General features: G+C 42.9%; 11 protein-coding genes. 2 read left to right on the top strand and 9 right to left on the bottom strand.

Going from position 1 to position 14,279, the window contains the following annotated elements; all coding sequences use genetic code 11:
- Positions 1 to 267: 267 nt before the first annotated feature.
- The 7 genes from GTQ43_RS09880 to purC all read right to left on the bottom strand — a co-directional run bounded on the left by GTQ43_RS09880 (position 268) and on the right by purC (position 9,301).
- Positions 268 to 1,524, bottom strand: a complete 1,257-nt coding sequence (locus tag GTQ43_RS09880; RefSeq protein ID WP_265272440.1) for a DNA cytosine methyltransferase — start codon at positions 1,522 to 1,524, stop codon at positions 268 to 270.
- A gap of 62 nt (positions 1,525 to 1,586) precedes the next feature.
- A complete protein-coding gene (gene lpxB, locus GTQ43_RS09875) occupies positions 1,587 to 2,753 on the bottom strand; it encodes a lipid-A-disaccharide synthase (RefSeq protein WP_265272439.1) in 1,167 nt (388 codons plus the stop codon).
- Positions 2,754 to 2,890: 137 nt separating this feature from the next.
- Positions 2,891 to 3,706: an acyl-ACP--UDP-N-acetylglucosamine O-acyltransferase gene (lpxA, locus tag GTQ43_RS09870; RefSeq protein WP_265272438.1), complete on the bottom strand. Its 816-nt coding sequence runs from the start codon at positions 3,704 to 3,706 to the stop codon at positions 2,891 to 2,893.
- A 305-nt stretch (positions 3,707 to 4,011) separates the two neighbouring features.
- On the bottom strand, positions 4,012 to 4,542 hold the full coding sequence (gene fabZ / locus GTQ43_RS09865) for a 3-hydroxyacyl-ACP dehydratase FabZ (RefSeq protein ID WP_265273721.1): 531 nt from the start codon (positions 4,540 to 4,542) through the stop codon (positions 4,012 to 4,014).
- A gap of 103 nt (positions 4,543 to 4,645) precedes the next feature.
- Positions 4,646 to 5,494 (bottom strand): UDP-3-O-acyl-N-acetylglucosamine deacetylase, encoded by an 849-nt coding sequence (lpxC, locus tag GTQ43_RS09860; protein ID WP_265272437.1) that lies wholly within the window; start codon positions 5,492 to 5,494, stop codon positions 4,646 to 4,648.
- A 241-nt stretch (positions 5,495 to 5,735) separates the two neighbouring features.
- Positions 5,736 to 8,261, bottom strand: coding sequence for a BamA/TamA family outer membrane protein (locus GTQ43_RS09855; protein ID WP_265272436.1), 2,526 nt, complete (start codon positions 8,259 to 8,261; stop codon positions 5,736 to 5,738).
- Between the two features lie 302 nt (positions 8,262 to 8,563).
- Positions 8,564 to 9,301, bottom strand: a complete 738-nt coding sequence (gene purC, locus GTQ43_RS09850; protein WP_265272435.1) for a phosphoribosylaminoimidazolesuccinocarboxamide synthase — start codon at positions 9,299 to 9,301, stop codon at positions 8,564 to 8,566.
- Positions 9,302 to 9,920: 619 nt separating this feature from the next.
- On the opposite strand from purC, the gene GTQ43_RS09845 reads away from it, so the two are divergent.
- Positions 9,921 to 10,196: a hypothetical protein gene (locus GTQ43_RS09845; protein WP_265272434.1), complete on the top strand. Its 276-nt coding sequence runs from the start codon at positions 9,921 to 9,923 to the stop codon at positions 10,194 to 10,196.
- Positions 10,180 to 10,335 (top strand): hypothetical protein, encoded by a 156-nt coding sequence (locus GTQ43_RS09840; protein WP_265272433.1) that lies wholly within the window; start codon positions 10,180 to 10,182, stop codon positions 10,333 to 10,335. The genes GTQ43_RS09845 and GTQ43_RS09840 overlap by 17 nt, the downstream gene beginning before the upstream one ends.
- Before the next feature lie 6 nt (positions 10,336 to 10,341).
- On the opposite strand, the gene GTQ43_RS09835 is transcribed toward GTQ43_RS09840, so the two are convergent.
- Together GTQ43_RS09835 and GTQ43_RS09830 are read right to left on the bottom strand one after the other, a co-directional pair.
- Positions 10,342 to 12,939: an adenylate/guanylate cyclase domain-containing protein gene (locus tag GTQ43_RS09835; RefSeq protein WP_265272432.1), complete on the bottom strand. Its 2,598-nt coding sequence runs from the start codon at positions 12,937 to 12,939 to the stop codon at positions 10,342 to 10,344.
- A gap of 206 nt (positions 12,940 to 13,145) precedes the next feature.
- On the bottom strand, positions 13,146 to 14,276 hold the full coding sequence (locus tag GTQ43_RS09830; protein WP_265272431.1) for a glycosyltransferase family 4 protein: 1,131 nt from the start codon (positions 14,274 to 14,276) through the stop codon (positions 13,146 to 13,148).
- Positions 14,277 to 14,279 lie beyond the last annotated feature (3 nt).

The following is a 14,279-nucleotide window of genomic DNA, read 5'->3' as shown; positions in this document are numbered from 1 at the left end:
TCCATTTCCTTTGGTAGCTATATCCCAAAGGAAGCGATCGCACTTGAAAACATCATACTGTAAATCGATAAATTTACAGTAGTATAAAACTACCGTATTTTGCTGTACAGAAAAATTCCATGTATATGAAGAAATATAAATTGTTCGTAGGCTAACGCACCTTACGAACAATTGAAGGTGCGCTGCGCGACAACGCACTCACATTTAAATTTGTTAACATAGCTTGAAGTATTAGCGCCGACTTACTTAGGGCGATAAATATTACCCTTAGCAACCGCCGTGATAATATTGTGTTGCTTGCGATATATTAAACTGTAATAGCTTCTCCTCTCCCAACTTGTATCGCAAACTCGGCTTCAAGGGCGAAATATTCAAACTACGAATAATTTCCCCCGCCACAGCCTTCGCTAGTAGCGGTGGTACAGAGTTACCAACTTGGCGAAATCCGTGCCATTTAGTTACATGAAATCTAAACCAATCAGGGTAAGAATGTAATCTCGCCGCTTCCCTGACTGTGATACAACGGGGTGTAAATGGATGAATCGGTCTAGGAGATGTGAAAGAACCCCTATATTTGTCTGTTCCGGCTCTTAAAGTATTGCAGACACCAGCAGGATGCAACTTATAAAAACGACTAATTTTTTCTCTCTCGCCTTGTTGAGTTTCCTGAAAACGTTGAATAGTTTCCGCAGAATGTTTTGTTCTTAAACTTGAAGAAAGGATTCGCAAATCATATTCTCGTTTATAAGAATAATCATTGTTTAGGCATTTAAGACCGCGAAGTACACGAGCATAGTTACTAGGATTTTTGTATTCTGCTACAATCCAATCTCTTGTTACTAACTCAGGATAGTTTTCTATTTCAGGTAAATCTTTAATTGCATCCCATACTGTCGGACTCAATGGGATATCAGATATTTTTTTGGATTTTAAATTATTTGGTAATGCTGGTTTAGTAATCGGTTGAGGATATTTTGGTAATTCTACATCCTCTCTTGCACCAATGAGAAATAATCTCTCACGAGACTGTGGTACTCCGTAATTTGCAGCGTTGAGAATCTGGTAATTCTCTTCTACTTTATAGCCGTAAGTTTTGAACTCACTAATTAAAGATTGGAGGATTTGTTTATGTTGCCCAACTGTGATTCCCCGAACATTTTCCATTACAAAGAATTTCGGTTTTAGCTCAAAAACCAGCCGATGAAAGTGAAAGACTAAAGAATTTCGCGGATCGTCAACAACCCGTTTACCAATTAGAGAAAATCCTTGACATGGTGAACCACAAAGTACTACATCAATTTCGCGATCGCCAATTTTAGACCGACTCCTAATTTCTTCCCCGGTTATATCCACAACACTTTTACATAACACTGAGCAATATGGAAAGTTAAACTCATGTGTTGCACAATGGATAGGGTCAATTTCCACAGACGCTAGCACGTCAAAACCTGCTTGTTCAAAGCCAAGAGTCATACCACCCGCGCCAGCGAACAAATCAACTGCGATCGCTCTTTGTTTTCTCATCTCATAAGCCATGACACCTCAATATAATTCGTAGTTCGTAGTTCGTAATTCGTAATTAGGAACTACGAATTATTTGGTCGCATTTGCAAAATTTCTTGAGCAGCGCGATCGCACACACCAACTTCTCCCAAACTCTGCCGCATTTCTTCATAATCTAGCAAAGTTTGGGTTCGGCGACTGGGATTGAGTAGCAGTTCCATCGCTGCTTGGATAATATTCTCTGCTGTGGCTTCCTCTTGTAAAAATTCTGGCACAATTGGCTTCATCACGACTAAATTAGGTGGAGATGCAAAGGCTATAGAACCTTTGAGAATTTTACGAGCTATCCAAGCAGTCAGGGGACTTAGGCGGTAAACTACAACTTGCGGCACATTTAACAGAGCAAGCTCCAGATTGACAGTACCAGATTTGCTAATAGCTAAATCAGCCGCCGCAAAAACTTCCTTTTGTTGTCCTGATGTAACTGTAGCTTGCAAACCGTAATGCTCAATAGCCTCCTCAATTGGCTGTCTATAGACTTCCAAAGATAGGGGAATCCAGAAATGAACTTCAGGTAATTTAGCTTGAAGAGTTTGAGCAGCTTGAAAAATAATTGGTAAAAGATATTTTAATTCTTGGCGGCGAGAAGCGGGGAGAAGTGCGATCGCAATTTGTTCTGCTGCAATCCCCAGTGTTGCACGCGCTGCTTGGCGACTGGGAGCGTCTTGCATTCGGTCAATCAAAGGATGCCCTACCCAACTAACTGCTGCCCCTTTCTCACGAAAGTAACGGGCTTCTTCGGGAAAGATTGCCAATAGCTTATCTGTAAAGCCGATAATCCGGTTAGTGTTACGTACATTGAGTGACCAAGCCCACTCTTGGGGAGTGATGTAATATACTACAGGCACATCTGGTAAGTGCCGTTTCATGAAAGTCCCAATTCCCAGATTGGGACTCATGTAATCTATAAGCACCACCAAATCAGGTGGATTTTGTTTTAAAGAAGCGATCGCCTGACGTTGCACCTGAAGAGTCGGTAAAATATAAGGTAATCCTTCTAAAATACCCATTGAGCCAATACTACTGGTATTACCCAGCAGTATCGCCCCAGCCTCTACCATTTTTTCGCCCCCCAGCGCCACAATCTCTAATTCCAACCCTATCGCCATAGCTTGACGCTTCAGCGCTGTAATTAGCAGCGACCCTTGTAAATCGCCAGATACTTCGCCAGTGCTGATAAAAATCCGCATTTGATAATTAGTAATTAGTAAAAATTTAGGAATGAATAGTTAGGAGTTATATCAGTTAGGAGTGAGGAGTTAAAAATTTAATTCATCAACTCCCACCTTGTTGTACAGACGCGATTAATCGCGTCTCTCATAATTCCCTATTCATCACTCGCGCCTTTTTTCCCCTTACCGGGAATTAAGCCACGTCTTCCTGGCATCAGAGAAAGTAGCAGGAAACGGCGCAGATGTTGTAATTGTTCGCTATCCCCTAACAGTTCCAATTGCTCTAAGGCAGCCTTAAAGGACAAATCAGAACGGTAGAGAATGCGGAAGGCTTTTTTCAGCATCAGCAAATCTGCTGAGTCCATACCAGACCGTTTAAGTCCCACAAGGTTAAGGGTTCGGACTCGCGCCGGATTTCCCTCCACCAACATATATGGGGCCACATCTCGGTCAATACGTGCCATACCTCCCACCATTGCGTGTCTACCAATATGCACAAATTGATGGACACCTAGAACCCCACTCAGCCTAGCACGTGACTCTATATGTACATGACCTGCCAAAGCTACAGAGTTGGCAATCACTACCTGGTCTTCAATCACGCAGTTATGAGCCACATGAACATAAGCCATCAGCAAGTTACCATCGCCAATCACCGTCGCTTCACCAGCACCAGTAGCACGGTTAATAGTAACGTACTCACGAATTAAATTGTTATCTCCAATTTTGACCCAAGTTGGTTCTCCCACAAACTTGAGATCCTGGGGTTCCATACCGATGGCTGCACCTGTAAAAATCTGATTTTGCGCCCCAATTTCACAAGGCCCTTCTAGCACAGCATGAGCGCCGATAATTGTTTCAGGGCCGACTTTGACATGCGCTCCAATCACAGCATAGGCACCGACTTGCACTGTATGGTGGAGTTCCGATTTCGGATGAATTACAGCAGTTGGATGAATTAGCGTTTTCAAGGGTGAATCTCCAGAACTGTCTTGATAAGTCAGCGCCAGGTAGGGTTTATCAGGCAGTGTGTTCCTCTGGTTAAGAGAGTTGTACAGAGTGCCGTCCCATCGAGGCGACTGGTAGAGCGTGAAAGATTTCAGTGAACGAAAGTGTCGGGCAAAGCAAGTTAAGTGTGTTCGAGTAGCATCTCGTAAAGAGGGCGTTAAAAATCAAGAAATTATCAGATGCTGTGGTGGATTTTTTTAACTGTTATCCTTTTTCAGGATTCAGTAAGGGCATTTCACGGCTATACCCAGACCACGAAAGCAAACTTTTAGTTAATTAAAGAAAACATTAATTCCCCTTCAGAAGCAAGTTGACCGTCAACTTCGGCACGACCTTGCATCTTACCGAAACGACGTTGTTTTACCCATAACAGTTCCACCGTCATTACTAGTTGATCCCCCGGTACAACCTGGCGACGAAAGCGAACTTTATCGATACCAGCGAAGACAAACAGTTTACCTTCTGCCGAAGACATTTTAGTGAGAACAATGCCCCCAACTTGTGCCATTGCTTCCACAATTAGCACCCCTGGCATCAGTGGACGACCAGGGAAATGTCCTTGGAAATAGGGTTCATTGATAGTAACATTTTTAACACCAACAGCTTTTTTACCTGGAACGTAGTCAATAATTTTGTCTACAAGTAAAAATGGGTAGCGATGGGGTAACAATTCCTGAATTTCTTCAGATGTGAAGGTTGTTTTAATCTCAGAAATTATTGTAGTCTCATTTATACCTTCTGATTCGGTAGGTGTGTGTGCAGTCGTTTCAATGGTATTTACTTCAGTGAGAATTGACATTGGCTGTGTAGTTGATTTTTGATCTGAAAGTTGATTGAGTAGGCAAGCATACATCGGAAACCTTAATAATCCTGGATTTTAGGCTTTAAATATAATTCCAAATCTAAAATCCCAAATCTAAAATTCTCTGAGCCAGTTGAATGTGTAAATTATGACTAGCTTTATACGCTAAAAAATGAGCATTAGGAAAAGTTCCTAGTAAACTTAAATCTCCTACTAAATCCAATATCTTATGACGCACTGGCTCATTTGCAAATCTCAATGGTGGATTTAGCCAGCCTTCTGGCCCACAAACGAGTGCATTATCCAAACTGCCACCTTTAATTAACCCTGTTTTTTGTAAGTGTTCAATTTGATGCAATAACCCAAAAGTACGAGCAGGAGCAATTTCCGCAGCAAAGCTAGCAGAAGCTTTTCCTCGTTCAGTAGTTAGTGACCAACTATACCATTGATTCCCAATGGCGGGTAGGTCAAAATCAATACCGTAACTAAAGCGGGTTTCTGGTGCTGGGAAGGCGCATACAAAAGCATCCCCTTGATAGACCGATATTGGTTCTGTAATAGCCAAGGAAACTTGGTTGTTAACAGGTTGTGATACTAAGCCTACTTGAGCAATGTTGGCTGTCCACACACTTGCTGAACCATCTAAAAGTGGGACTTCTGGGCCATCAATTTCAATTTGGGCGTTATCCACACCCATACCCGAAAGCGCTGCCAACAAATGTTCTACTGTGCGAACATATACTTCACCCTTGCCCAACTGAGTGGAGAGAACAGTGTGACTAACTGCTGCAACTTGGGCAGGAATAATCGGCAAATCCGGTAAATCCACCCGCACAAAGTAGCGTCCACTTCCCGCTTCTGAGGGTAGTATCCGCACCTGGGTACTCACACCGCTATGCAATCCCACCCCTCTTTGGGTGATTTCATCTGCTAGAGTGTGCTGTTGCATAGCCGAAAAGTCAGTATATTTGGTTTAGTATTATTCATCGTCTGTTTTGGTAAAATCCCTGATATTCCCCTAAAAATGTCATTAATCCCTTTATCGGAACAGTATTGAGGTAAATGTAAAAATTAGCAAGCTAATCCAAAAAAGTTATGAGTTAAGAGTGAGGAATTAAAACTCCTGTAGAGATGCGATGAATCGCATCTCTACTCCTGACTCCTGTACAGACGCGATGAATCGCGTCTCTTTAAAATCTTTCCCCAATACCGAAATTAATTCGGCTATCACCGCCATCATTGATACCGTAGTCAATGCGAATTGGCCCTAGTGGAGACTGGACACGAACGCCGAGACCATAGCCGTAGCCAGTACCGTTTTTATTCAGCAATTCAGCTGCCTGAGTACTAGTTCCCAGGTCACTACCAGCATCAAAAAATAGTGCGCCGCTAACTACAGAAAAAACTGGGAACCGATACTCAACTGATGCTTGAACATAAGAGCGTCCACTACCTAATGTTCCTTCTTCATAACCCCGGACGGAGTTGCTGCCCCCAAGGGTAAAAGCTTCGTAGGGCGGCAAGTCACCGAGAACTGTTCCGGCTTGGAAGTTAAATGCTAGAGTTTGTGGCCCTTTAGAGAGGCTAATCAGCTTGATGGGTAAATATTGGCTGTAACTACCCCGTAATCTAGTAAGTAAAATGTTGCCTAATCCTATAGGGACTGACTGATCAATCCCAAAGCGTAAATAAGAACCGCTTGTGGGTTGCAAAGGATTATTACGAAGATCGCGCTGTACACCCACTTGAAAGAGCAACAAATCGTCTTGACCTCCTGCGGACTTGGTCAATTGAGTGGTGATTGGTACTTGAACAGAATTTCCATTCTGGTCGATAGGATTTCCATTACTGTCAAATAGACCTCCTGTTTTTACGAGGTTGCCATTGTCATCACGGGCGGAAACTCGTTGATACTGGAAACCTGCTGAGGCAGTCCAGACGGAACTTTTGTAAGGATTGGACGACAGGGGACGGGTAAAGGTGAGACCAGCACCTAGACGGAGAATGCGGGGGGTACTTTGAGAATCTGTATCCTTGGGATTATTTGGGTCAAATGTATTAATATTCCGATCTTTGCCCTGAAAAATCAACGAGATTGAACTGCGGCGAAAAAGATCAACTGTGTAGGAAGTCCGGTGCGGATCTCCTGCGATCCAGGGATCTGTATAACGCACGTCAAACAGTAGTTCTCGTTCTCCCACTTGCACTTCTGCCCCTAGTTTTTGGTTTCTGCCGTTCAGGTTTTGCTGTTGATAGCTAACCGTTCCAAAAAGTCCGCTAGCAGAACTAATCCCTGCCCCCGCCGCAATAGAACCGCTACTGCGTTCAGCTACGTTTACTACTACATCCACTTTGCTGGGGTCAGTACCAGGGTCAAGGGAGACATTTACATCTTCAAATAGTCCCAGTCCATAGATGCGCTGTAGGTCTTTTTGCACCGTGTTGCGGTTGAATATTTGTCCTGGCTTTAATTCCAATTCCCTGGTAATGATGTAATCTTGCGTCCGTCCGCGAATTGGTTGTCCCTTCTCGTTTGTCTCCTGACCATCTTTATTGCGGAACCGGACTCTAATATTTTCTACCACCCCTTCTGCTACTTGTAAGGTAACAATTCCGTTTTCAGAGACTTGGGGCGCTCCAATCACGTTAGCTAGCACGTAACCTTGGTCTTGATACCGCTTGTTTAGCTTTTTGATACCTTCCTGCAAGTCGCGTAAGTTAAGAATCTTACCATACTGATCCTTAAATACTTCATCTACAGTATTTGCTGGTAGTACGGAAGCAACGCCAGTACCTGGATTAGCTTGCACTTCAACTTTGCTCAAGACGGGGTTAGGCTGTACGACAAAGCTCACGCGCACTCCCAAAGGGGTATCTTCTGGCGATGCTTGGACGTTGGAGAAGAATCCAGTACCAAAGATAGCGTTAATATCTTCTTGCAGTTGGCTGCGGGTTGTGGTTCGTCCTGGTTGGGTACGAATTACTTTGTAAACTTGTTCTTCTAGTTCTGGTGATAGTTGCCCAGCTTGTGATTTAACTACTACTTCTGACACCAGTACGCGGGGATCGTTGGCTTCTGGGGCTGTGTTGGGTTGAGTGCTAGGAGTTATTGGTGGGTTAACGTTCTGCGGATTGGGAGTTGTTGGCGGATTAACGTTCTGCGGACTGGGAGTTCCGCCTGGACGTAGGGTAGGTGTTCTTTGCTGACTACCTGAAGGTGGAATGTCTGGAGTGGTGGATGGTTCTGGAGTTGTGGGTAATAAAGGTTCTGTTGTCGATGGGTTGACATTCTGCGGGACTGGAGTAGTCTCAGGAGTTGAGGAAGGCGTTGGTTGTTGAATTTCTGGCGGTGGGATATCCGGTGCAGGAGAGGGCTGTTGACTAGAGTTGGGATTTATGATTGGGGTTTGTGCCGTTTTTGGCGTTGTGGAGGTTGGCACTATTACCCCTGATGTCGAGTAGGCATAGCCCGCCGCAGGTATCGCTGCTGGATTGGCAGGGTAAACTGCGACAATGCGGGATTTCTCTGCTTCTGTAAACTCTGTGAGATTAAGTCCAGATTCTAGATTTTTCCTAGAATCAACCGGAACTGTTTCTAATGTCGAAATTTTTGTTGTCTGTTTTGAACTGTTGGCGGTTTCTGCATTTGCACTTAATGAGCCGCCCAAAGGGACTGCAATTGCTACTACTGCCAGCAATACGGGAGATAAACGCATTTTACTTATGATTCCTCTTCACGACCAGACACACCATCACAAGGCAATAATGCCCTTATGCCAAAGGTAAAACTCAAAATATAATTTTTTTCTTTTGCTTTTTTACTTTACAAGGCAAAAGGCAAGCAATTTTAGATTTTGGATTTTGGATTTTGGATTGAAATAGACTATTGTATTCGCAGCGGGACGAAGTACGGGGCGAAAGCGCTAGCTGGAGGTTAGTCGGCATAAACCAAAAAATCTAAAGTTTCAAAATTCATAGTCAAAATATAGTTCCTTGTGACCTTTTGGTTTTTACCTGTTTAACTTGTAGTTTCTACTGCTTTTAGCACTCTTTGTAAAACCTCCTGGTAGGCATCCTCTACATTTCCTAAATCCCGGCGAAAGCGGTCTTTGTCCATTACCCGACGGTTTGAGTCTTCTTCTGTGGTATCCCACAAACGGCAGGTGTCGGGGCTAATTTCGTCTGCCAAGAGCAACTGCTGTTGTGAGTCCAAACCAAACTCTAGTTTGAAGTCTACTAGGGTAATGCCACATCGTTGCCAAAAGTTCTGGAGAAATTCGTTGATTTGCAATGCTAGATGTGTAATTGCGTCTACTTGTTCCGCAGTAGCTAGTTTTAGCAGGTATAGGCGATCGCGTGTCAACAATGGATCTCCTAACTGATCGTTTTTGTAATAAAACTCAACTAAAGGCGGTTTCAGAATTGTACCCACTGGCAACCCTGTTTGTTGACACAGACTGCCAGCAGCAATATTTCTGATCACTACTTCTAAGGGTAAAATCTTTACTGCCCTCACCCGCATCTGATTCGGGCTAGGGCTGTCGATAAAGTGAGTTTTTATACCATAAGCCTCCAACTGTTTAAAAAGCTGGCTGGAAATGCTACAATTGATTTTTCCTTTTCCTTGGATACTGCCACGTTTTTGGGCGTTAAACGCCGTGGCATCGTCCTTAAAATCAGCCAACAAGACTTCGGGATCGTCCGTTGTATAAAGAATTTTTGCTTTGCCTTCGTATAACTTGGAATTAACAGACATGGTGGCAGGTAAAGTTCTAGGCGATGGACAATTTTTGTCGTTTCGGGCTTCACCATTTTATCTTTAGTTCTTAACTATTAACCATTGGTGATTATTTAAAGAAGAAGCAAGGACTTTAGGAATTGGATGAGGGAGCAGGGGGAGCAGGGGAAGCAGGGGGAGCAGGGGAAGCAGGGGGAGCAAGAATAAAGAACTAATACCCCATGCCCAAATTAGCCAGTTGACAAAGATTGAGAACTAAATCTCTAACTTTTAACAGAGGGTAATTAACTTTGCTACTTAGTATAGTTGTGTAAGTAGTTTTACTATCTAAGTCGTAATTATTTTTGCAAAGAAAATCTAGACAACATATACGGGTATGTTTTAATAGTTTATAACTCAGGGTTTCGACTGAAGTTAATTACAATTGGAACTTCATAAATTAAGATGAGATCAATAGCTAAAACTGGGAAGAAAATCAATTATTCTCTCTAGTCTGTTGAGCGGAAACTTTTTTTGTAACATTAAGGACGAGAAGAGTATTTCAAGCTTTATCAAGAAAAATTCAAAATTCAGGAGTCAGAATTCAGAATGAATTCTGACTCCTGAATTCTGTTTCGATAAAAGGTGAATTGAAGAAATGGAGAAAGAAATAGTGGATAAGGATGATTTTCTCTACCCTCGTGGCCGCTACTACGGTCAGGTAAAGCCAGAAAATTTGGTTTTTAATGCAAATCTACAAGAATTTGCACAACGCGTAAGCTACATTTGCAATTTAGAAACAGGTGGAAAACTGCCTCCAGGTGAAGCTTACAAACAAATAAGGGATCTATGGAAACAGTTGAAACACTCAAAAAAAGAACTAAGAATCGGTGAAGACCCGTTTCAGGATGACCAGGGTGAGACTCAAGGTTGAAGTGGAGAGGCGGGAATGGGTAAGGCGCAAGAGAGATGAGGGAGACAAGGGAGATGAGGGAGCAGGGGAAGCAGGGGAAGCAGGGGAAGCAGGGGGAGAAAGAATAAAGAATAAAGAACTAAGACCCAATGCCCAATGACAAAAACTACTTAGTAAGCATTGTCCAAATACCATCCCAGGACTCTGGGGGCGGGTTTTGTAGATAATTACGCGCACGTTCTAAATGAATATCAACAGCTTGGTCTTTGGGTTGGATGGATTTGGCGGCTTCAAAACAAGCGATCGCTTCTAAGAAGTTGCGCGATAAATAAGCAGCGCGTCCTGTATGATAGTGATACAAAAACTTTTGAGTATTAGCATCTAAGGGAGTAGTGCGATCGCCAATTAACTCGTAGATATTTACCGCTTGATATTTGCCTTTGACGCGAATTTTATCTAGCTGTCGCACCCAAATGCGATCGCTGCAAAGCTGATAAGTTAATTCGCTTAAGATAATATCACAACCATATTCCTTAGTTACGGCCTCTAAGCGCGAACTCAAATTTACGCCGTCTCCAATTACGGTATAATCCATCCGTTTGCGGGAACCAATATTACCCGAAACTACTTCCCCAGAACTAATCCCAATGCCAATACGAATTTGTGGCTGCGCTTCGATAATTCGCCGTTGGTTAAATTCTTCTAACCGTTGTCGCATATCTAAGGCTGACTGTACAGCCCTCCAAGCATGATTTTCTGTTAGAGGTAAGGGCGCACCAAATACAGCCATTAAAGCATCACCAATAAATTTATCGAGAGTGCCTTCGTAGTTAAAAACTGCCTCCACCATCGTTTCAAAATATTGATTTAGCAACGATACCACCTCCGCTGCACCAAGATTTTCCGTAAGTGTTGTGTAGCCCCGGATATCAGAAAATAAGATGGTTACTTCCTTGCGCTCACCCACCATTAAAGCATCTTCCCCCAGAGCCATAACTTGTTCGGCGACATGGGGCGTTAGGTAGCGGGACATGGTAGTTTTCATCCGTTTTTCCTGACTGATGTCTTCCAACACCACCAAGCCACCCCGGACACCGCCTTCTGGGTTAGTTAGGGGATTGACAGTGAGATTCGTACTGCGTTCTAATGTTTGCACCTCATCGACGGTAAGAAACTCCGATTGGGGCGTGAGAGGTAGATTCCAGGGAATAAAGACATCGGGGTTAGTGGGATCGCGCACTGCTAAAATTGATTCGTGAGTTCTAATTTTTGAGTGTTGAGTTCCGTTTCTAACTCCTAACTCCTCGCTCTGAACATGAGAAACTCCCACCATTAAACTTTGCTCTGGCACATAATGTTTAGCTCCAGTTTTTAAACTATCTTCTAATCGCATCTGGAGATTTTCAATTGGTACAACTTCCCAAACTAAACGACCAATCAAATTTTGCTCCCACAAAAGCTTGTTATTCTTGCTATTAGTGTCATTTATGCAACAACCTAGTAATTCCAGTGCTGCATCATTAATTGTAACAATTTGTCCTACCATATCTGTAGAAATCACCGCATCTGATAGACTTTGTAAAATGTCTTTTTGATACTGTTTTTCTAACAGCACATTTTCAAATAAACGAGCATTTTCTAAGGCAATTCCTGCTTGAATATTAAAAGCCCGCATAAACTCTTCATCAGAGGCAGTAAAACTACTTTGTTGCTTATTAATTAATTGTGTTACACCAATTAATTCATTTGCAGAATTAAATACCGGTAAACATAGGATATTACGAGTTACATACCCAGTTTTTCTATCTGTAGTCGGGTCAAATCGGGGGTCTTTATAGGCATCGGAAATATTTAGGGCTTCACCAGTGGAAGCCACATAGCCGGCAATGCCACGGTTTGCGGGAATGCGGATTTCTAACAAGTTTGTGCCATCTGCGGCAGCTGCAACTTTTGTCCAGAGTTCGCTCATCTCTTTACGATATAAAAACAGCGTACTGCGGTCTGCTTGCATTAAAATTCGAGCTTGTTCCATAACTATTTGCAAAGTTGCTTGTAAATCCAGACTTTGCCCCAATGTCTGAGTTGCACGCAATAAAGCCGTTGCGCCTCGTTGGTTACGAGCCGCTACATAAAAAGATTGGCAGCTTTCCAGAATAATCCCAATAGAAGCGGCAAAGTCTCGAAAACGTTCTTCATCATCATAATTAAATGGAATATTCCCAGTTTTATTAGCCAGTTGCACTACCGCAACGATTTGGTTTTTGCTACTAACAACGGGCATACATAAAATATTGTGAATTTTGTAGCCCATTTGTTTTTCCAATTCAGGGCTAAATAGGGGGTGAGTATAAGTTTCTGATATATTTAAATATTGACCTGTACTAGCAACATGACCGGGAATACCTACCGTGATGGGAGTACGAATTTCTAAGAATTTTTGGCTATTATCTTGAGGAACTTTTGACCATAGTTGACCTTTGTCATAGTCAACTAAAAAAATAGCTGTGTGTTCTGCTTGCAATATTTGACCAATTTTGAGGGTGATAGCTTCTAGCACCTTCTCTAACATAGTTTCTAGAGCTTCATTATTGATTAGTTCAATAGCTCTAAGAAATTGCTGAAACTCAGCAGTTATGAAGTCAAGTAAGCAAACAAATTCATTAACAGATAAGTCTTTAACACGACGCAGTAAGGCGTGAGTACGATTAACTTGAGTCAGTTCAGTTAATGTAGCCAAGACGCTGCCAGGGTTGGGAAGTGTCATGGTAATTTTAGATTTTAGATTTTGGGTATTTGGTATTGGTTATTAGGCATGAGGCATAGGGTATAGGGCATAGGGTATAGGGCATAGGGTATAGGGTATAGGGCATAGGGTCTTAGTTCTTTATTCTTTCTCCCCCTGCTTCCCCTGCTTCCCCTGCTCCCCCTGCTCCCTCATCTCCCTCATCTCCCTCCCCACTCCCCAGCCCTTTATTTTGTCAATTGTTCAGAAAGTATCACCTTTTGGTAGTAATCTTGTAGCTGCCTGGTGGCAGCTGCCCAACCCCAACTTTCTGCTTCCTGGCGAGCATTTTGACGAATGATGTCTCGTTGTTCTTTTTGTTCTAAGAGGCGAATAGTAGCAGCTAAGGCTCCTTGAACATTTGCTGTTGGCTCAAAAAGATATCCATTTACTCCATCTGTCACAATATCAGGAATTCCCCCTGAACGGGCTGCTACTACCGGACAGCCAGCAGCCATCGCTTCTAGTAGGACTAAGCCTAGTGTTTCTGTACGGGAAGGAAAGATAAAGGCATCAGCACTTGCAAAGGCAGAACCTAATTCTTGACCCATAAGATATCCAACAAAATAAGTATTTGTACCAGCAAAGTGTTTTTCTAGTGCTTGACGGTGTGGCCCATCTCCAACCAATGCTAACCGCGCTTCGGGAATTGCTTCTAAAATTGGTTTGATGCGCTCAATTTCTTTTTCCGCAGAAAGCCGCCCAACATAAAGTAGCAATGGACTTTCTGGATGATTTTGTGATAAACGCGATCGCATCTCTACATTAGCTAAATCAGGGTGAAATAATTCCGTATCCACACCACGCTGCCATAAATCTACACGCTCAATCCCATGTGCTGTCAGTTCCTCTACCATTGCTGTGGAGGTACACAGATTCAAAGCTGCTTGATTATGAGCGCCTTTTAGCAGTTCCCAAAGAAACCCTTCCAGCATCCCCAAGCCGTAATGTTGAAGATATTGGGGTAAATGGGTATGGTAAGACGCTACTAAGGGGATTTTGAGGATTTTGCTGTAAAATATGCCAGCTAAACCTAAAACGGCTGGATTCACGACATGAATCACATCTGGCTTAAACTCTTCTAAAACATAACCAATGGCTGGGCGGGGAAGTGCCATTGTTAATTCTGGATACAATGGCAAAGGAAAGCCAGTAATGCCGTAAACTTTAGCGCCTTTGTGTTCTGTAATGCCTCCATCAGGGGCAATTACCAATACTTGATTGCCACTACGCTGTAAATGGTCAACAGTATGGCGCAGCCGCGTTACAATGCCGTCAACCTTGGGTAAAAAGGTTTCGGTAAATAGAGCAATTCTCATAAA

Origin of the sequence: Nostoc sp. KVJ3, assembly GCF_026127265.1 — a bacterium.
GTDB lineage: Bacteria > Cyanobacteriota > Cyanobacteriia > Cyanobacteriales > Nostocaceae > Nostoc.
This window is presented reverse-complemented; position numbering and strand designations above follow the sequence as displayed.

Bases quoted from the DNA above. Each gene is read 5' to 3' on its own strand.
- GTQ43_RS09880 (WP_265272440.1), bottom strand. From the start codon at position 1,524: ATGAGAAAACAAAGAGCGATCGCAGTTGATTTGTTCGCTGGCGCGGGT.
- lpxB (WP_265272439.1), bottom strand. From the start codon at position 2,753: ATGCGGATTTTTATCAGCACTGGCGAAGTATCTGGCGATTTACAAGGG.
- fabZ (WP_265273721.1), bottom strand. From the start codon at position 4,542: ATGTCAATTCTCACTGAAGTAAATACCATTGAAACGACTGCACACACA.
- lpxC (WP_265272437.1), bottom strand. From the start codon at position 5,494: ATGCAACAGCACACTCTAGCAGATGAAATCACCCAAAGAGGGGTGGGA.
- GTQ43_RS09855 (WP_265272436.1), bottom strand. From the start codon at position 8,261: ATGCGTTTATCTCCCGTATTGCTGGCAGTAGTAGCAATTGCAGTCCCT.
- purC (WP_265272435.1), bottom strand. From the start codon at position 9,301: ATGTCTGTTAATTCCAAGTTATACGAAGGCAAAGCAAAAATTCTTTAT.
- GTQ43_RS09845 (WP_265272434.1), top strand. From the start codon at position 9,921: ATGGAGAAAGAAATAGTGGATAAGGATGATTTTCTCTACCCTCGTGGC.
- GTQ43_RS09835 (WP_265272432.1), bottom strand. From the start codon at position 12,939: ATGACACTTCCCAACCCTGGCAGCGTCTTGGCTACATTAACTGAACTG.
- GTQ43_RS09830 (WP_265272431.1), bottom strand. From the start codon at position 14,276: ATGAGAATTGCTCTATTTACCGAAACCTTTTTACCCAAGGTTGACGGC.